General features: G+C 72.6%; 12 protein-coding genes and 1 pseudogene. 8 read left to right on the top strand and 5 right to left on the bottom strand.

Going from position 1 to position 19,353, the window contains the following annotated elements; translation table 11 throughout:
* The first annotated feature begins 182 nt into the window (after window positions 1-182).
* The gene (locus tag ACFW6P_RS28105; RefSeq protein WP_386359576.1) at window positions 183-1,187 is read left to right on the top strand and encodes an NAD-dependent epimerase/dehydratase family protein; all 1,005 of its coding nucleotides are present in this window, start codon (window positions 183-185) and stop codon (window positions 1,185-1,187) included.
* A 16-nt stretch (window positions 1,188-1,203) separates the two neighbouring features.
* Here ACFW6P_RS28105 and ACFW6P_RS28100 read toward each other — a convergent pair whose 3' ends face one another.
* From ACFW6P_RS28100 to ACFW6P_RS28085, 4 genes are all read right to left on the bottom strand, one after another.
* Window positions 1,204-1,995 (bottom strand): BTAD domain-containing putative transcriptional regulator, encoded by a 792-nt coding sequence (locus ACFW6P_RS28100; RefSeq protein WP_386359577.1) that lies wholly within the window; start codon window positions 1,993-1,995, stop codon window positions 1,204-1,206.
* Complete coding sequence (gene rfbB, locus ACFW6P_RS28095) at window positions 1,989-2,993, bottom strand: dTDP-glucose 4,6-dehydratase (protein WP_386359578.1); 1,005 nt, start codon at window positions 2,991-2,993, stop codon at window positions 1,989-1,991. The genes ACFW6P_RS28100 and rfbB overlap by 7 nt, the downstream gene beginning before the upstream one ends.
* Window positions 2,994-3,086: 93 nt before the next feature.
* Window positions 3,087-4,334, bottom strand: coding sequence for an activator-dependent family glycosyltransferase (locus ACFW6P_RS28090; RefSeq protein WP_386359579.1), 1,248 nt, complete (start codon window positions 4,332-4,334; stop codon window positions 3,087-3,089).
* Between the two features lie 45 nt (window positions 4,335-4,379).
* The gene (locus ACFW6P_RS28085; RefSeq protein ID WP_386359580.1) at window positions 4,380-4,589 is read right to left on the bottom strand and encodes a ferredoxin; all 210 of its coding nucleotides are present in this window, start codon (window positions 4,587-4,589) and stop codon (window positions 4,380-4,382) included.
* Window positions 4,590-4,907: 318 nt separating this feature from the next.
* Between ACFW6P_RS28085 and ACFW6P_RS28080 the strand changes: the two genes are divergently transcribed.
* The 7 genes and pseudogenes from ACFW6P_RS28080 (at window position 4,908) to ACFW6P_RS28050 (ending at window position 16,407) form a co-directional block, all read left to right on the top strand.
* Window positions 4,908-6,131 carry a cytochrome P450 gene (locus ACFW6P_RS28080; protein WP_386359581.1) on the top strand — a complete coding sequence of 408 codons (1,224 nt, stop codon included), beginning with the start codon at window positions 4,908-4,910 and terminating at the stop codon, window positions 6,129-6,131.
* A 53-nt stretch (window positions 6,132-6,184) separates the two neighbouring features.
* Window positions 6,185-7,405 (top strand): cytochrome P450, encoded by a 1,221-nt coding sequence (locus tag ACFW6P_RS28075; RefSeq protein ID WP_386359582.1) that lies wholly within the window; start codon window positions 6,185-6,187, stop codon window positions 7,403-7,405.
* Between the two features lie 7 nt (window positions 7,406-7,412).
* A pseudogene (locus ACFW6P_RS28070) lies at window positions 7,413-8,375 on the top strand (acyltransferase); the annotation flags it as partial.
* 64 nt (window positions 8,376-8,439) lie between these two features.
* Complete coding sequence (locus ACFW6P_RS28065; RefSeq protein WP_386425284.1) at window positions 8,440-8,760, top strand: hypothetical protein; 321 nt, start codon at window positions 8,440-8,442, stop codon at window positions 8,758-8,760.
* A 273-nt stretch (window positions 8,761-9,033) separates the two neighbouring features.
* Complete coding sequence (locus ACFW6P_RS28060) at window positions 9,034-11,937, top strand: ATP-binding protein (protein WP_386359583.1); 2,904 nt, start codon at window positions 9,034-9,036, stop codon at window positions 11,935-11,937.
* Window positions 11,938-12,440: 503 nt separating this feature from the next.
* Window positions 12,441-15,341, top strand: a complete 2,901-nt coding sequence (locus tag ACFW6P_RS28055) for an AAA family ATPase (protein WP_386425253.1) — start codon at window positions 12,441-12,443, stop codon at window positions 15,339-15,341.
* A gap of 499 nt (window positions 15,342-15,840) precedes the next feature.
* Window positions 15,841-16,407, top strand: coding sequence for a LuxR C-terminal-related transcriptional regulator (locus tag ACFW6P_RS28050; protein WP_386359585.1), 567 nt, complete (start codon window positions 15,841-15,843; stop codon window positions 16,405-16,407).
* Window positions 16,408-16,614: 207 nt separating this feature from the next.
* Here ACFW6P_RS28050 and ACFW6P_RS28045 read toward each other — a convergent pair.
* The coding region (locus ACFW6P_RS28045; RefSeq protein ID WP_386425250.1) for an SDR family NAD(P)-dependent oxidoreductase at window positions 16,615-19,353 on the bottom strand (2,739 nt) is incomplete at its 5' end.

Below are 19,353 nucleotides of genomic sequence, written 5' to 3'. Positions count from 1 at the left end.
TGGCCCCACGGTAGGCCGTCGGCATCGAGGACCGGTCGAGATCCGTCGGTGGCCGGCTCCACTTGGCCGGTCCTGGACCGGTCCTCGAAGGGCGGCTGCTTCAGTGGAGACGTCACACCCGCGTGCCGCGGGGCAGCACAGGGCGAACGGGCGCGCCGGACGGGCCCGGGAGGAGAGAGGCGATGGCGGAGGTCGGTGAGCCGGGACTGCCCGTCGCCGGGGACCGGAGGTCCGGCCGTGTGGTGGTTCTCGGGGCGACCGGATTCGTCGGCCGCCACGTGGGTTCCGCCCTGGAGCGGGCCGGTTACGAGATCCACGCCGTGGCCCGTCATCCGCGCGGGACGCCCGCCTGCTGGCGTTTCCATCCGATGGACCTGGTCGACACGAGCCCCCGGGCGCTGGCCGCACTTCTCGACGCGGAACGTCCCGTGGCCGTGGTGAACGCCGCGGGCGAGGTGTGGTCCCGCACGGCGGAACGGATGCACCGCGACAACCGGCTGCTCGTGGACCGTCTGCTCTCGGCGCTATCCGCGGCGGAACACCGTCCGCGGCTGGTGCAGCTGGGGTCCGTGCACGAGTACGCGCCGCAGCCGCGCGGGGTGTGGCTGACCGAGTGCTCGCCGGAGGTACCGGCCACGGAGTACGGGCGCACCAAGCTCCACGGCACCCGGGCGGTGCTGCGGGCCGCGGAGGCGGGTGCCGTGGACGCCGTGGTGCTGCGGCTGTCCAACGTGACCGGCGCCGGCGCCCCGCGGGGCAGTCTGCTCGGCCAGGTGGCCGCGCAGCTGCTCGACCGGCCGGCGCGTGGACGGACCGCGGAGGTGCGGGTGTCGCCGCTGCGCAGCAGCCGGGACTTCGTCCACTCACGGGACGTGGCGCGGGCCGTCGTGGCGGCGCTGGGCGTCCCGGACGCCCGGGGGCGCGTGGTGAACGTCGCGAGCGGTTCCTGGCAGCCGGTCCGGGACATGGTCGATCTGTTGATCTCGGTCAGCGGGCGTCCCGCCCGGCTGGTGGAGCTGCCCGAGGCGGGCCCGCGTGCGCTGCCGGACGCCGACTGGATGGCCGTGGACGTGTCGGCCGCCCGCACGGTCCTCGGCTGGGAGCCGCGGCGCACCCCGCGCGACATGGTGGAGGACCTGTGGCGGGCCGCGTCCGGGCACCCCGGCGACCCGGCCGCCGGCGGGTGAGCCGGGGCCGACGGCATCAGCCGGGCAGGAGGTCCAGGTCGGCCGTGCTGACCCGGTCGGTGAGTACGTGCTGGCGCAGCCGCTGCAGGCCGGGAGAGGGATCCAGGCCCAGTTCGTCGCGCAGCTGTCTGCTCAGGCGCTGGTAGACCTCCAGTGCCTCGCTGCGTCTGCCGCACCGTTCCAGGGCGATGATCAGCGTGCCCTGGAACCACTCGTGCAGCGGGTGCGCGCAGGCGAGCTCCTTCAGTTCACCGACGAGTTCGCGGTGCCGGCCCAGGCGGAAGCCGGCGGTGATGCGCAGTTCCTCGGCCTGCAGGTGGAGTTCCTCCAGCCGCTGGGCGTGGCCGTGCAGCGCCGGGCCGTGCGTGACGTCCGTGAACGGTGGTCCGTGCCACAGCAGCAGGGCGCGGTCGAGGAGTGCGACGGCACCGGCCGGATCGCCGTCGGCGAGTGCCGACCGTGCCCGGCCGGTGAGCCGGGTGAACTCCTCCGCGTCGCACTCCCCCGGCGCCACCCGCAGCAGGTAGCCGTGCGGACGGGTGGCGAGCGGGCCGTCCCCGCCCGTGCCGGGGTCCTCACCGCCGTGCAGCGCCTTGCGCAGCTGGTACGCGTAGGTCTGCACGGTGCCGGTGGCGCTGCGCGGCGGACGCCCGGGCCAGAGTTCGGCCGTGAGCGCGTCCAGCGGGACGACGCTGTTACGGCGGGCGAGCAGGACGGCCAGGACCTGGCGGACCTTCGGCGCGGTGGGGGTGACGTCGCGGCCGCCGTCCGACACCCGCAGCGGGCCCAGGATGCGCCAGTTCAGCACGGCGCGGTCCCGTCCGTCCGTTCCGGGCGGAGCGCCTGCCCCCAGACCTGGGGGTTGTCCCGGTACCAGGCGACCGTCTCGGCAAGGCCCTCGGTGAAGTTCTTCTGCGGCTTGTAGCCGAGTTCGACGTGTGCCTTGCGCCAGTCCACCGAGTAGCGGCGGTCGTGGCCCTTGCGGTCGGTGACGTACTCCACGCTGTCCCAGCCGGCGCCGCACGCCTCGAGGAGCAGCGCGGTGAGGCCGCGGTTGTCGAGTTCGGTGCCGCCGCCGATGTTGTAGACCTCTCCGGACCGGCCACCGGTGCGGACCAGTTCGACGGCGCGGACGTGGTCGTCGACGTGGAGCCAGTCGCGCACGTTCAGGCCGTCGCCGTAGAGGGGGACCGTGCGGCCCTCGAGGAGACGGGTGACGAACAGCGGGATGATCTTCTCGGGGAACTGGTGGTGCCCGTAGTTGTTGGAGCACCGGGTGACGCGGACGTCCAGCCCGTGGGAGCGGTGGTAGGCCAGGGCGACGAGGTCGCTGGACGCCTTGGACGCGGCGTACGGCGAGTTGGGGCGCAGGGGCTGCTCCTCGGAGCAGGAGCCCTCGGGGATGGAGCCGTAGACCTCGTCGGTGGAGATGTGCACGAACCGGTCGATGCCGTGGCGCAGCGCGGCGTCCAGAAGGGTCTGGGTGCCCAGGACGTTGGTGCGGACGAACTCGGTGGCGCTGGCCAGGGAGCGGTCGACGTGCGACTCGGCGGCGAAGTGCACGACCTGGTCGTGCTCGGCCATCAGCCGGCCGACGGTGTCGCTGTCGCAGATGTCGCCGACGACGAGCCGGTAGCGGCCGGATCCCGCCACCGGCTCGAGGTTGGCCGGGTTGGCCGCGTAGGTGAAGGCGTCGAGGACCGTGACGGTGACGTCGTCGGGACCGAGGGGGCCGAGCAGGGTGCGGACGTAGTGGGAGCCGATGAAGCCGGCCCCGCCGGTCACCAGGATGCGCGTCTTGCTCATGGGGGTGCGGCGCGTCACCGGGCGTACCGAGCGGGCGCCGTCCTCCTTCCTCAGGGCGTGCGGACGCGGGGGCGGCGTCCGCGGTGGGCTGGTTCAGCGGGCCGCGGTGAGACGTTCGAGTTCGGGGACGACGGCGTGCGGGGTGGGCATGGCTGCGGACTCGTCGCGCAGCCGGCGGGCCGCGTCGATGAAGGAGGGGTCCTCCAGGAGGCGCCGGGTGAGGTCCGTGACCCGGTCCGGGTCGGCCTCCGAGTGGTGCAGGAAGAGGCCCGCGCCGCTGTCCTGAAGGGCCCGGCCGCGCAGTTCCTGGTCGGCGACGAGGGTGGAAAGGGCGAGCTGCGGCACGGCGTTGACCAGGGCGGTGGAGAAGGTGCCCCAGCCGCCGTGGTGGACCACGGCGGAGCAGGTGGGCAGCAGGGTGCTGAGCGCCACTCCGCTGACCGCCCGGACGTTGGCGGGCAGGTCGTCGAGCTCCTCGGCCTGTTCGGGCGTGAGCGCGGCGACGATGTCGGCGTCGAGCCGGGACAGGGCGTGCAGCAGGCCGGCGACGTCCACGTAGTCGCCGCCGTAGGCCTCGGTGTTGGTGCGGCCGAGGGTGACGCAGACCCGGGGCTGCTTGGGCTGTTCGCGGAGCCAGTCCCACTGCACCGCGGCGCCGTTGTAGGGCACGTACCGCATGGACAGCTGGGTCAGGCCGACGGCCGGGCGCAGGCTCTCCGGGAGTGTGTCGAGGGTGAACTGTCCGTGGAGCAGCTCCTCGTCGCAGTGCACGCCGTAGGCGGCGCCCCGTTCGTCGATCCAGTCGGCGAGCGGGTCCGCACGCCGGTCCCCGGGGATGTCCCGGGCGAGTTCGACGAACGTGCGGCGGGCCTGTCCGTAGACGTCGGCGCACCACAGCAGGCGTGCGTGCGCGGCCCCGCAGGCACGGGCGGCGATGCCGCCCGCGTAGGCGATCGGATCGCGGACGACCAGGTCGGGACGCCAGTCGCGGGCGAGCGCCACGAGGTCGTCGAGGATCGGGTCGTTGTAGCGGGCGAAGCCGTGGGGGACGCTGATCGAGTACCGCTCGACAAGGCTCGCGTGGTCGACGTCGCCGTAGCCGAGGCGGCTCCAGTTGGCGACGTCGGCGTCCTGGGAATCGCGAGCCACGGCCATGTCGCGGTGCAGGTCGTGGTCGGTGCCGACGGGGGCGGCGACGAGTCCGGCGCCGGTGACGGCACCGGTCAGGGACGGCGCGTTGGCCATCAGCACCTCGTGCCCGGCGGCCGTCAGGGCCCAGGCCAGCGGCACCATCGTGAAGACGTGGGACTTCTCCGGCAGGCCGGCGAACAGGACGCGCATGGGTTTCTCTCCTCGTCGGGTCCGTGGGGGTGGACCAGGGGGCGCTCAGGCCGTTCCCGGCCGGTCCTCCACCACCGAAATGGCGCTCAGCGGACAGGACTCGGCCGCCTCCCGTACGGCGGGGGCCTGGGCGGTGCCGGGCCGGTCGACCAGCAGCAGGGCCATTCCGTCGTCGCCCTGGTCGAAGACCTCGGGGGCGATGAGCGCGCACTGGCCGGCGCCGATGCACTTGTCATGGTCGATCGCGATGTCCACGCGAGTGCCTCCTGTGCGCTCGTCGCTTGCGTGGGTTGCCGGAGCGAGCCCATCTTGCGGTACCCGCGCCGGGGACGGGCCGCACGGCGACCGCTGACTGGGGTTTCCTCCAGAACTTCAACCCGCCGCGGCGGAACGCGAGGGCCCGCACAGGTGCCGGCGCGGCCGGAACGCGGTGAATCCCTAGACTGCGCGGCCCGCGCTGGCCCGGCGCGGCGTCCCCGTGCTGGAGTGACCGGGCGATCGGGCAGCCGGCCGGTGAACGGAGAACGCCGACTGCCGAAGCCGTCGTACGACACCTGCGAAAGGGGAACCTGGGTGGCACAGCACAGCACCCCGGACACACTCGACCCGGCGCCCGGGGCCGGTTCCCCGCCCGAACGCCCGCCGACCGTGGAGCCGGACGGCGGTGCCACGCTGCTGGCCTGGGCGGCCCGGATGCGCGACGAGCAGCCGGCGTGGCGCGACGGCAACGGCCATGTGCACGTGTTCCGGCACGCGGACGTGCAGCGGATCCTCGCCGATCCCGCGACGTTCTCCTCGGACACGGTGGGCAGGCTGTCGGGCGGGGAGAAGCAGGCCCCGCGCGGCACACTGCTGCTCCTGGACCCGCCTCTGCACGGCAAGATGCGCCGGCTGGTGAGCAAGGCGTTCACGCCGGGTCTGATCGCCGGCCTGGAACCGTGGATCACCGAGCTGACCGGGCGGTTGCTCGACGCGGCTCCCGAGGACGCCTTCGACCTGGTGGACACGCTGGCCAATCCGCTGCCGGTGACGGTCATCGCCCGGATGCTGGGTGTCCCCACGGAGGACCGCGGCCGTTTCCAGGGCTGGGCGGACCAGTTGCTGTCCACGGATCCCGAGGACCCCGAGAGCGTGCGCCGGATGGAGGAGACGGCGGTCACCATCTCCGTCTATCTCCAGGGTTTCATCGAGGCCCGGCGCAGGGAACCGCTCGCCGACCTGCTGGGCACCCTGGTCGGTGCCGAGGTCGACGGCGAACGGCTGGAGGACGAGGACATCGCGAGCTTCGCGACCCTGCTGCTGCTCGCCGGGCACATCACCACCTCGGTCCTCGTGGGCAACGCGTTGCTCTGCCTGGACGAGGAACCCGGACTGTCGGCGAAGCTGCGCGCGGACCGCTCGCTGATCCCCGCGGTACTCGAGGAGACGCTGCGGCTGCGTCCGCCCTTCACCCGCATCGAGCGGGTCACCACCACCGGCACGACCGTCGCGGGAACAGAGATCGCCCCCGGCACGCTGGTCCATCTGTGGCTGCTGTCGGCCAACCGGGACGAGCGGGTCTTCGAGGACGCCGACGCGTTCCGCCCGGGCCGCCCCAACTCCCGCCAGATCGCTTTCGGACACGGCATCCACTACTGCATCGGTGCCCCACTGGCCCGGCTGGAGGGCCGGATCGCGCTGGAGGCCCTGCTCGACCGGTACGACCGCATCGGCGTCGACCGCGCGGTGCGGCTCCGCTGGCACGGCACGAACGTCTTCGGCGCACGCCACCTGCCGCTGCTGGTGCACCGCGCGTGAGGCCGGGCCGCACCCCCTGACCGCCCCTCCCCCACTGCCGACGGAGTGACTTCATGAAGCCCAGGCCCGGCCCGCCCGTGATCCCCTCGGAACGCGGCGCGTGCCCGTTCGATCCGCCCGCCGAGTACTCCCGGCTGCGCGCCGAGGAGCCGGTCAGTCCCGTGACCTTCCAGGTGGCTCCCAAGGACACCGCGGGCTGGCTGGTGACCCGGCACGACCTGGTCCGGCAGATTCTCGCCGACGACCGCTTCAGCCACCGCAACGAACTGCTGGCGCACGTGGTCGCGCCGCCGTTCCCCATGACCGAGTACGCGCCGCAGCCCTCGCCGCCCGGGTCGTTCGCGAAGACGGACGCCCCCGAGCACACCAAGTACCGGCGGCTGCTGGCGGGTCACTTCACGCTGCGCCGCATCCAGGGGTACGAACCGCATCTGGCGCGGATCGTCGACGGGGCGCTGGAGGAGATGGCCGCCAAGGGCTCTCCCGCCGACCTGGTGAGCGACTTCGCGGAGAAGGTCAGCCTGCGCTCGGTGTGCTCGCTGATGGACGTCTCCCCCGAGTTGATGGACGGCGTCCAGGAGCACTTCGGCGCGCTGATGACGCTCACCTACACGCTGGAGGAGTTCATCCATCACATGGAGTCGATGGACGCGCTCATCCGGCCGATGGTGCGGGAGCGGATGGCCGAGCGCGGCGGGGACTTCTTCGGGCGGCTCGCGGCGACCGGCGAACTGACCGAGGACGAACTGGTCAACCTGGCGGTCCTCACCCTCGGCGGCTCGCTCGACACCACCCCGAACATGCTGGCCCTGAGCACCTTCGCGCTGCTGGAGCACCCGGACCAGCTCGCCCTGCTGCAGGCGCGCCCCGAGCTGTACGAGGCCGGCGCGGTGGACGAACTCCTGCGGTACCTGACGATCTCGCAGATGGGGTCGAGCCGGTGCGCGCTGGAGGACGTCGAGATCGGCGGCACCACCATCAGGGCCGGACAGACGGTCGTGCTGTCGCTGCCCGCCGCCAACCGCGACCCGGAGGTCTTCGACGACCCCGACCGGCTGGACGTGACCCGCGTTCCGCGCAAGCACCTCGCACTGGGCTTCGGCGCCCACCAGTGCCTGGGCCAGCACCTGGCGCGCGCGAGCATGCGCATCGGACTGCGCGGCCTGTTCGAGCGCTTCCCGGGGCTGCGGCTGGCGACGCCGGCCGAGGAGGTCCCCCTGCGGGACCGGGCCGTGCACTACGGCGTGGACCGGCTGCCCGTCGCCTGGGACTGAGGCCGCCGTGGCGAGGAGGAGCACCGCCCCACGTACGGGGAGGAACGACGCGCCCCCCTTCCGCACGGTCGCCTGCAGCGGCGTGGAGCGGGTGCACACCGTCCGCGCCGGGTGGGCGGACGGCCGCCGGGTGCGGCTCGCCGGCTACGACCTGCTGACCGGTCCGTGGTACACGCCGCTGACGTTCTCCTACCGCGGCACGCTCGACGGCGCGGCGCCGCGCGACTCCCCGGCCCGCACCCTGCGCCGGTATCCCCTGCTGCCCGGGCGCCTCGAACGGGATGCGGACGGCGGGCTGAGGGTGGTGTGCACGGACGCGGGGGTGCGGTCCGCCGAGGCGTCCTGCCCTGACCTCATGCGCGACTACGGTCACTCCCCGCGCGCCCTGCCGGTCATCGGAGAGCTGCTGCGCGAGGTGAGCGCCTTCGGCGTCATGAGCCGGGACACCCCGCCGCTGAAGATCCGGCTGACCAGGATGGGCGGCGGCGGGTCCGTCCTGGGGGTGCTCGTCCACCACACCCTCGTGGACGGCGGCAGCAGCGTCGCCTTCCTGGAGAGCTGGCCGCGCGAGCACCTCGGAGTGCCGTGTGAGGGGCCCGCCCACGACCGCGGCGTGCCGGACCGCCTTCGCAGACCGTCCGCAGACCCGGCGACGCACCGGACGCGGGCGTTCGTCGCAACCGGCCGGATCCGGCATCTGACGACCACGCTTCGGGCCGGGATCAACAAGCTCGCCACCGTCACCGCGCGCTTCGAGGCGGCGGAACGCGCCGCGCTGAGGGCCGCGGCACAGCAGACCCCGGAGGAGCCCGGTGCCTGGGTGTCGACGAACGACGCGCTGACCGCCCATCTGTGGCAGGTGCTCGGCGAGGTGAGGGCGCGCCCAGCCGACGCCACGGAGTGGCTCGGTCTGATCGTGGGCGTGCGGCGCCGGCTGGGCGACCTGCTGCCGGAGTCGTATTGGGGGGAACTGTGTCAGCAACAGCTGGACGTCGCTGACGGCCGCAGGGCTGCGCGAGTCACCGCTGGGCCTGGTGGCGCGGGACGTCCGGCGCTGCCTGGAGAGCAACACCGAGGACAGGATCCGGGACGAGATGGCCTTCCTCGGCTCCTACCGGCGCAAGGCGGTGTCCCGGCACGTGATGTCGGTGCGGGCGCCCGACGTGTCGAGGACGTCCGTGTCGGTCAACAACTGGTCGCAGTCCCCGCTGTACCGGATCGACCTGGGCGCGGGACGGCCCTTCTGGTACGAGTTCGCCGACCCTCCGGTGCCCAGGTGCACATCGCTCCCACACCCGAGGAGGACGGGAGCCGGGACGTGTACCTGTGCCTGCCCGAGCCCGACGCCGCCCTGATGGGCACTCGCCTCTGGCGGGAGCGGCTGCACTTGTACCGTGGATCACACACCCGGCCGTGGCCCGTCGCGGCCGGGGCCGCGGACGCCCGGGGACGAAGTCGCCGCTTTGGAGCAGGAGTGATCGCGGACTTCCCAGTCGGCTCCGGGTAAGCCAGGATGACACGTGCGGAAGAGGTGCAGGGTTGGGTCACCGGTCACCACAGAACCTCCCCTGGGACCGCGCACACACGTCCCGGGACACCACCGGTGCTCCGGGAGGGAGGACAGGGTGATGACCGCAGCGCACGGGAGTGGCAGTCCCCGGGAACGGCGGCCCGACGGACCTGACCCGGAGCTGGTGGAACGCGAGCGCGAACTGGCCCTCATCGCCCGGCTGACCCGGAGCACCGCGGCGGGCGATCCCGCCCTGGTCGTGTTCGAGGGTCCCGACGGCATCGGCAAGACGGCCCTGCTGAACACGCTGCTGCGGCAGGCCCGTGACCTGGGCCTGCGCGTCGTCCACACGCGTGCCGGGCAGGCGGGGCACCGCCTCTCGCTGAGCACCACGCACGCACTGTTGGCCGGCCTGACCGCGGACGGCGCGGCCCGGCTCCCCCTGACCGCGTGGCCGAGCCCGCCCCCGGCGCCCGCGTCCCGGGCCCCGCAGCTGTACTGCTACGACGTCGACACCACGGGTGTCTCGTTCGCCGTCCTGGCAGAACTGCACGAGGTCGTCCGGTCCGCCGCCATGACCGGTCCGCTGGTGATCGCCGTCGACGACGCGGAGGAGGCCGATCCGGCGTCCCTGCGGTTCCTCGCCCATACCGCGCGCCGCATGACGGGTCTGCCGGTGCTGCTGGCGCTGACCCGGCGCAGCGGCACCCATGTGCCGTCCCTGAGCGAGGTGGCGGCCCTTCCGTTGTGCCACGTGCTGCGGCCACGGCCGCTCACCGGAGCCGGCATCGGCCTGCTGACCCGGCGGCTCGCCGGGGTGGAGACGGACGCCGCCTTCCAGGAGTGCTGCCTGGCCGCCACCAACGGCAATCCCCTGATGGTGACGCGACTGCTCACGACGTTGCGTGAGGAGGAACTCCCCCTCACGGCCGCCCGGTTCGGGTCCATGGGCGAGGACGAGGTCCCCGCCTTCCGCCCGCGTGCGTTGCGGCTTCTGCACCGGCAGCCGGCAGCCACCGTGCAGGCGGCCCGCGCGCTGGCCGTGCTCGGCGACGGCGCGGCACCGGAGACCTGCGCGCGACTGGCCCACCTGGACAGCACCGCCTTCGTCGGCTCGGTGCTGGTCCTCATCTCCCTCGGGTTCGTCACCTCGAACGGCGACGGCACCTGGTCCTTCGCCCACGACCTGCTGCGCAACGCCGTGCTCGGCGACATGTCGGAGGACGATTTCGCCTCCGCGCACCGGCGGGCCGCACGGCTGCTGCACGACAGCGGCGCGAGCGCCGCGGACGTGGCCGAGCACCTGCGCCACGCCGGCACGGCGCCTGAGGCGTGGGAGCGGGCGGTGTTGCGGGAGGCAGCCCGCGAGGCCATGTTGCGCGCCGCACCGGAGCGGGCCGTGGAACTGCTGCGCCCGTGTGTGCCCGAGGGAACGGAGGACGCGTGCGATCCGGCTCTCCTCGTCGAACTGGGGGTGGCGGAGAGACGGGTCGACCCCGGGGCGAGCGTCCGTCACCTGACGGCGGCGATACGGCGGGCGTCCCGGCCCGAAACGCGGTTGACGGCGCTCGGTGCGCTGACCGAGGCCCTGACGCGTCAGGGGCAGGTGACCCGGGCGCTGACGATGCTGTCCCGGTACCGCTCGGACGTGACCGCGACCGCTTCTGCCTCCGTGTCCGCGTCCGACGCGGCCAGCCCGGAGCTGATGGAGGCTCAGATGCTGCTCGCGGCCACGGTGAACCGGGCCGCCTACACGGAAGTGCTCGGGACGGTGGCCTTCGACCTCTCCCTGCCCGGCGAGAGCGCCGGTGAGCGCGCCCTGCTCGCGGCCCGCGCCGCCATCTCCGTCTGCCGCCTGGACCGCGTCGGCGAATGCGTGGCCGCTGCCCGCACCGTCGTGCGCCGTGCCTCGGCGACCACCGACTCCGTGGCCTGCCGCTCAGCCGGAGGGCTGACGCTCCTGTACGCCGATCTGCCGCACGAGGCGGAGCAGGTCTACCGTACGTTGCTGGAGGAGACGGACCCGCTGACCGACCCGGCCCATCCGAACCTGCTCGCGCACAGCGCGGAGGCGCACCAGAGGCTCGGGGGCCTCGACGAGGCGCTGCGGGCCACCGCCGCCGTCCTGAGGAACATCGAGGTCGCGCGGGCCGGCGCGCACCAGGCTCTGCCGCTCGCGGTGCGGCTGCACGCCTTGCTCGACTGGGGTGACCTGGCGGAAGCCTCACGACTGGCAGCACAGATACCCGATCCGGTCCCGGACGACGCCTGGCAGTGGAACGAGGTGCTCTGCGCCCGCGGCCGGCTGCACCTGGCGAAGGGGGATCCCCGGCGCGCCCTCGCGCACCTGGAGCAGTGCGGTCGCCGGGAGGCGGGGTGGCAGCGCGTCAGTCCGGCCGTCTCGCCGTGGTGGTACTGGACCGGCCTGACCCGTCTCGCGCTCGGTGACCGCGGCGCGGCTCTCGCGCTGGCCGAGGAGGCCGTCGGCCGTGCCCGTGCCGCGGGACTGCCGTGCGCCCTGGGGTCGGGACTCGAACTGTGGGCGGAGGCCGTCGGTGACGACGAGCGGCAGCCTCTGCTGGAGGAGGCCGAGCAGGTGCTGGCGGGCACCCGGGCGGCGCTGCTGCGTGCGCGGGTGCGGGTCGCGCGTGGGCAGATGCTCCACCGCCTCGGATACAACAAGGCGGCCCGCGAGGTCCTGCGCCAGGGCTGGGAGGAGGCGTACGCCGTCGGCTCCCGGTCCCTGCACGACCTCGCCCACCGGGCCCTGCTCGCCACGGGCGCACGGCCCCGCCGTCCCGTCTCCCGCGGCTTGGGAGCGCTCACACACAGCGAGGCCCAGGTGGCCCGCCTGGCGGCGGACGGCAGGTCCAACGCGTGGATCGCGGAACGGCTCTTCGTCACACAGCGGACGGTCGAGGTCCACCTGACCTCGGTGTACCGCAAGCTGGGGTTGTCGGGGCGGCGGGAGTTGCGGGACGTCCTGGAGCCGGCGGACGCGGGCGCCGCGACACACCGGTGAGGTGCCGTCAATGTCCTCGACACCGGATAGCGTCGAAGACGCACGTCAAGTCGAACGTGCCGACGGTAATATAACGGTCGATGAAAGTTGACAAAAAGTTGAACATCGGAGAAGCGGCACCGGAATCATTCCCGTGATGCGCCCTTCACGGAATGGAAGCGCAGTTGTTCCCACTCGAGGGACCCCGGTGCGGCCTTTCCACCTCTCCTGCGACGGCGCCTCCCACCTGGCACGCTGTGCCACTTCGTATCCGGGCCCCGACAGCCGGGACCGGACGCCGGCCTGCGTTCGTCCCGTTCCCCCCGGGAACGGGACGACAACGCCGCGCATTAAACGGCACGGTCGGCCCGCTGGCACACAATGCCGCCTTTCCCTCCTCCTATGCCTTCCCTTGCTCGCCCACCCTTCACTGTGGTCTGCTGACGCTCAAGAATTCAAGGAACTTGATGGGTCCTGCGGGAGTTCATCCGGCATGAGCGACTCCGGGGGGGAGTACCACCATCGTGTTATGGGAACGCGAATCGGCACTGGCGCAGGCCACCGCCGCGCTGCGCCACGCCGCAGCCGGGCAGGGTTCGTCGCTGGTCGTCCGCGGGCCCATGGGCGTGGGCCGCTCGGCGTTCCTCGACTCCCTGGCCACGCTGGCGCGCGAGGAGGGACATCTGCTGCTGAGGGCGCAGGCCTCCGCGGCCGAGGAGCGGTTTCGGCTGGGGGTCGTCCGGCAGTTGGTGGACTCCCTGCGTGCGATCGCCCCGCCCGAGGAATTCGCGCGCTGGCTGGGGAAGGCCGAGGGCTCGCTCCCCTGCGGTACCCGGGCCCCGGTCCCGCCGGACGCCCCGGCCGCCGCCACCCGCCCTCCGTGGTCCGCACTCACCTGGCAGCAGGCGCCCCGCTGGCTGACGGCGCTCCTGGGCTCCATCACCGAGGACCGGACCGTCGTCCTCATGGTGGACGATCTGCAGTGGACGGACACCGAGTCGCTGCGGGCACTCGCGCTGCCCCTCGCACAGCGCGCACGGTGGCCGGTGCTCTTCGTGTTCTCCGTGCTGCCGGGAGACGTGCGGGGCAACCGTCAGCACGTGCGTGACCTCCTCGCCCCCTCCCCGAGCACGGCGGGACCCTTCGATGCGGGCTCGCAGGCGGAGGCCGGTCCCCCGCAGCACCGGACGGTGGAGCTGACGGTGCTGGGCCCCGACAGCGTCCGCCGTCTGGTGGAGCACTCTTTCCGGGAGACGGCGGACGCGGCGTTCCTGGACACCGTGTGGACGCGCTGCGGGGGCAACCCGCTGCTGCTGCGGACACTGCTGGACGAAGCGCACTACCTGCGCCTGCGCCCCACCGCGGCGCACGCCGCCGTGGCCGCTACGCTGCGTCCCGAGCGGGTACGGCAGCGTCTCGAAGCGTTCTTCCGGGCGCAGCCGGACCAGGTGCGCCGGGCCGCCTACGCTTTGACCGTGCTCGGCACGGCCGGGGACGCCGCGTTCGTGGCACACCTCGCCGAACTCGACGACGCCGGGCTGTCGGAGTCGATCGACGTGCTGCGCCGTGCCGGCCTCGTCGACCCGCGTGCATGCCGGCTCACCTCCGGGACGGTGCTGCGGGACCTGCTCGAGGAGAACATGCCCGCAGAGGAACGCACCGCCATGCGCGGGGTCGCGGCTGAACTGCTGCACCGCACCGGGCACCCGGCGGAACTCGCCGCGGAGCAGTTGATGGGCGCGATCAGTCTGCACGGTCCGGAGGCGGTACGGATCCTGCGGACCGCGGCGGACAGCGCCCTGCGCCGCGGTTCCCCCCGGGACGCGGCACGTTACCTGCGGCGGGCCCTGCTGGACTCCTCGCTCTCCGGACGCGACAGGGCCCTGCTGCTGATCGATCTCGCCACCGCCGAGCGCAGCTTCGCGACCGCCGCCTCGCTGCGGCACGTGGTGGAAGCCGTACCGCTGCTCGACTCCGTGCGGGAGCGGGCCGAGGCGATCGCGCGGCTGGGTCCGCTGCAGATGGACCCGCCCGCCTTCCGCATCGACACCATCCGGGCCGCCGTCGCCGAGGAGCTCGGCCGCTCGGGCACAGACGACTGGGTGGAACGCGAACTGGCGTTGCGGCTGGAGGCACGCGAGCACATCCTGTCGGCGCAGGACCCCGCGCACATCCAGCGCGCGCTGCGCCGCTTCCGCGAATTGGGGCCGTCACCCCGGCTGGCCACCACGGGGGAGCGGGAGCTGGTCACCTCGCTGATGCACATCGCGTTCGTCGCCAACGCCGCCCCCGCGGGGCAGCTCACGCGACTGTGCACCCGGCTCCTGGAACGGGAGCCGCCCACTCCCGAGCACGTCCACACCACCGTGCCACTGGTGGTGAACATCCTCTCCGGGGCCGAGCAGGTCGAGGGCGCGGCCAACTGGCTCCGTGAGGCGAACAGGCTCGCCCAGCGCCGTGGCGGTGACGTGGAACAGGCGGTCATCCGCTGCGAGCAGGCTCTCGTCGCGCTCGCCGACGGGCAGCGGGCCTACGCCCAGGAGAAGATCATCCAGGCCGACGCCCTCGCGGGTCCGGAGACCAGCGGCCTGCCGACCGTGTGCGCGGCCGTTCTCGCGATCGTCGCCATGAACACCGGCCGGCCGGAGCTCGCGGAGCAGATCCTCACCCAGCACCGGCTGCACGCCGAGAACCAGCACCTGGCGGCGCTGCTGCACGTCGCGCGAGGCTCACTCGCGGCCCGGCGCGACGAGCCGCGGACCGCGCTCGACCACTACCGGACGGCGGGCCGGCACACCGAGCGCATCGGCTGGCTCAACCCGGTCGTCCTGCCGTGGTCCTCGTGCGTCGCGCTCATGCACCACCGCCTCGGCGAGCACGAGGAGGCGATGGCCGCGGCCCAGCTGGAGGTCGGCCGATCCCGCACCTGGGGCTCGGACAGCAAACTGGGCCGCTCCCTGATCGTCCTGGGCAGGGTCACCCCCGGGCGGCGGGGCTGCGAGGTGCTCGAAGAGGCCGTCGCCCTGCTGGAGAAGGGCGGCAACACGTACGACCTGTGTCAGGCCCTGTACGCACTGGCCACCCGTCAGGAAACGAGCCGCACCAGGAGAACTTCCGCCTCCGCACGCCTCCAGCACCTGGTCGAGGAACACGACTCCCCCGAGCTGGCCGAGAAGGTACGCCGCAGACTGATCAGAAAGGCGGGGAATCACGGCAGGTCCGGCAACCGGCTCACTCCGTCGGAGCGCAAGGTGGCGCGGCTCGCCGCGACCGGCCTCAGCAACTCGGAAATATCCGGTCAACTGGGCACTTCGTCGCGCATTGTGGAGAAGCACCTCACCAACTCGTACCGGAAACTCGGAATTGCCGGGCGTCGGGAACTGGTCACCGCACTGGAGAAGCTCGACGGAGAACAGCTGTCCTGACCAGGCGATGAACGGCGCCCCACGGCGGCCAAGGGGGGAGCCGAACGGGGCACCGCAGTGAGTTGCTGTCCGCTGACGTGCCCGCGCAGCGGTCTCTCGGCAACATCTTGTTGCGCCTTCCCGAACTTTCCCCCCTCACACCACCGAACCATCGAACCACAGTGTTTTGGAGCCACGCAAAAGTTTGCTTGACCCGTCTGCGAGCACATTCCTAGGCTCACCGCAGGTGCTCAGAGGCGGTCATGACGGGTCATCGACCAATGACCCCCAGCAGGCCCGACCATCCAGCAATTACGGCCGTCCCTGGGCAAGCATTCCCCCACAGTTGAATCCAGAAAGACGGTGCGTCGCAGTGACCACGCGAATAGCAGGCCCCTGGCACAACAGAGACAGGACGGCGGCTCCGCACACTTCCTCGGCCCCTCAACGGACACAGCATGACGGCCTGCCACCCCTGGAGGCCAATCGCCGCCTGTACACGGCGCACATAGACACCGACATGCACATCGTGGCGGCGGAGCCCGATTTCTCCGTGCCGTTCGGCCTCACCTCCTCCGACGTCTGCGGACGGAATCTCTACGAACTCCTGCACCCGAGCTCTCCCTCGGTGCTGAGTCGGCACTTCAATCGGCTCTCGGAGGGGCGCTGCACACGCTTCGCCTCCCGCATGGTCGGCCTGGGGGACGAGGGCCGGGCCTTCTCGGGAGAGCTGACGGGCATCGCCGTCCAGAACACCACCGGGCTTGTTTCCGGCATCGTGGTGCAGGTGCGGCCGGACGACGCGGTGGCCGGAACGGACGCCGCCGAGGGCGTCGTCAACCCCAAGGACCGGCTGCTCAGCAAGCTCGACGCGCAGGTCCTCGAAGGGGTCGCCAGCGGCGCCTCGACGGTGCAGCTGGCCTCTCGGCTCTACCTCAGCCGGCAGGGCGTCGAGTACCACGTCGGTCTCATGCTGCGGAAGCTCAAGGCTCCCAACCGCGCGGCCCTTGTGGCACGTGCCCACTCCATGGGCATGCTGTCGGTCGGCCAGTGGCCGCCGCGGGTGCTGCCGGATTTCATCAAGTAGGAGCGTCACTCCCCCGGGGCGCCCCTTCTCCACCAGCGGACACAGCCACCTCGCGGCCGACGCCGCGGAGTGCGCCGCGAGGGCCGGGCGGCCGTACCGTCCCTATCGGTACGGCCGCCCGGCCATGTGGCTGCGGCACCCCGACACCACATCCGCTCCCGCCCTCGCGGCCGGGCGTGCGGGGCCGGGGGGCAGCGGCATCCTCACCTACTGTCCCAGCTCCCGGCTGATGAGATCGAACAGTTCCTCGTCACTGGCCCCTTCCAGCCGGTCGCCGAGCGACAGTTCGTCGTCCGACCCGGCGAGACCGCTCCCGTCGGCGACGCCGGCACCGCCGGCCGCCTCGATCTCGTCGAGGAGCGCCCTGAGCCGGGCACCGAGCAGGGTGCGGACGTCCTGGTCGGGGCCGGCGTCCATGATGCGGGCGACACTGCTCTCCAGATCGGCGAGCCTGGCCGCCATCGACCCGCCCCTACCGGAGAGTTCGGCGTCCAGGTGCCGCGCCAGGGCGGCCGGGGTGGGATGGTCGAAGACCAGTGTCGTGGGCAGCGACAGGCCGGTGTCCTTGACCAGGGCGTTGCGCAGCTCCACGGCGGTGAGCGAGTCGAATCCCATGTCCCGGAAGGCCCGGTCCGCGCCGACGCCACTGGTGTCGGCGTGCCCGAGGGCCTTGGCGGCGATCCGCCGCACATGGCCGAGGAGCGCTTCGGCGCGTGCCTGCGGCGCCAGAGCGGCCACCTGCTCGACCAGAGCGGGCACTCCCCCCGCGGAACCCGCCCGCACCGCGCCTGACTCCTCTCGCACCCCCTCCGCCTGGGGCAGGCCGGTCAGGAGGGGTGCGGCACGCCGGCTGGTGAACGCCGGGACGAAACGCTCCCAGGCCACATCGGCCACGACCACCGAAGCGTCGCCCCCGGCCAGCGCCGACTCCAGCCCCATCAGAGCGCGCACCGGATCCATCACGCGCAGCCCGCGACGCTCCAGTTCCGTGGCTCCCGCGTCTGAGACCATCCCGCCGCCCGACCAGGGCCCCCAGGCCACCGACACGCCCACCGCCCCACGGGCACGGCGCGCCTCCACCACCGCATCGGCCCACGCGTTCGCGGCAGCGTACGCCGCCTGGCCGCCGCTCCCCCACACAGCGGCGATCGACGAGAACACGACGAAGACGCTGAGATCCGCCTCCCGTGTCAGCTCTTCCAGATGTGCCGTCCCGAGAGCCTTCGCCGCCATGACCTGCTCCAGCCGCACGGGCGTCATCGCGTCGACGGGCCCGACGTCCGGTACGCCCGCCATGTGAGCGATGCCGTCGACCGGGTGTGCCCGGAGCAGCGCGGCCACCTGGGCACGGTCGGCTACGTCACACGCGACGACCTCGACGCGTTCCGCGCCCGCCGCCTCCAGCAGAGCGATCGTACCGCCCACGCCCTCGACGTCCGTACCGCCGCGGCTCGCGAGCACGACTTCCTTCGTCCCCCGCCAGGTGAACCACTCGGCGACACGCGCACCCAGCGCACCGGTGCCGCCCGTGACCAGCAGGCGCCGAGGAACCCGGATGTCGTCCTCACCGGACGGGACCGGCACGGGGGTGGCCGAAGGCGCCGGACGCAGTCGGCGGGCATGCACGGCAGCGCCCCGCACTGCCACCTGGTCCTCATCACCATGCGCCAACACCGCGACGAGTGAGGCGAGTTCGTCACCGCCGGGTTGCGAGGCGAGGTCGACGAGTCCGCCCCAGCGTTCCGGATGTTCCAGCGCCGCCACCCGGCCGAACCCCCAGACGGCGGCCTGCGCCGGGTCACGGGGCGCACGGCCGGGTCCGAAACCGGCCCGGGTGAGCACCCACAGCGGCACCGGCGCCCCGATATCGCCGAGGGCCTGGACGAGCACCATCGTGTCGGCCACACCGGCATGCGGCTCGGAGGCGGGCGACGCCTCTCCGGTATCGCGCTCGGACAGGCACAGACACGACAGCACACCGGCCGGCCGGGCACCGGCGAAGGCGGATTCCAGCGCGCGGGCGAGTCCCGCCCTGTCCCGGGCATCGCAGGTGACCCGCTCCAGACCGGGAACGAACCGCTCGAGCCCGGTGAGGAGAGCATCGCCGGGTGCCTGGAGCAGCAACCAGCGCCCGTTCAGAGAGCGTTGAGTCGGCACCTCCACAGGCTCCCACTCGACGCGGTAGCGCCAGCCGTCCACTTCGGCGCGCTCCACGTGTGCGCGGCGCATGTCGGTCAACGCGGGGAGGACTGCGCTCAGCGCGTCCGCCGGCACTCCGAGCGTGTCCGCCAGCTCCGGCGCTCCCCGCTCGACGACCGACCAGAACGACGCGTCGCTCCGGGCGTCGGATCCGGTGGCTGATGCCACCGTGTGCGCGCTGATCACGGGCCAGAAACGCGTGCGCTGGAAGGCGTACGTCGGCAGGTCCACCTGCCGGGTGCGGGCACTGCCGCCCCCGAGGGCGACCGTCCAGTCGATCTCCGCTCCGTCGACGTGGAGCAGTGCCAGCGCGCGGAGCGCGGACGTGTGTTCCGGGGTGTCCTTGCGGAGGAGCGGGGTGAGGAGGGACCCGCTTCCGTCCGGGAGACAGTTCTGGGTGAGGGCGGTGAGGGTGCCGTCGGGGCCGATCTCCAGGAACCGGGTCACCCCCTGCGCGGTGAGGGTGTCGACGCCGTCGGCGAAGCGGACGGCCTGCCGGACATGACGCACCCAGTAGCCGGCGGACGCCAACTCGCCCTCGGCGGCCACCTGTCCGGTCACGTTCGACACGACGGGGATGGCTGGGGGTGCGTAGGTGATGCGCTCGGCGACCTCGCGGAACGCCTCGAGCATGGGATCCATCAGCGGCGAATGGAACGCGTGCGAGACCCGCAGACGGCTGGTACGACGGCCCCGCTCCCTCAGCACGGAGGCGACCTGCTCGACTCCGGCCTCAACTCCTGAGAT

This window comes from Streptomyces sp. NPDC058741 (assembly GCF_042746715.1).
Taxonomy (GTDB): Bacteria; Actinomycetota; Actinomycetes; order Streptomycetales; family Streptomycetaceae; genus Streptomyces.
This window is presented reverse-complemented; position numbering and strand designations above follow the sequence as displayed.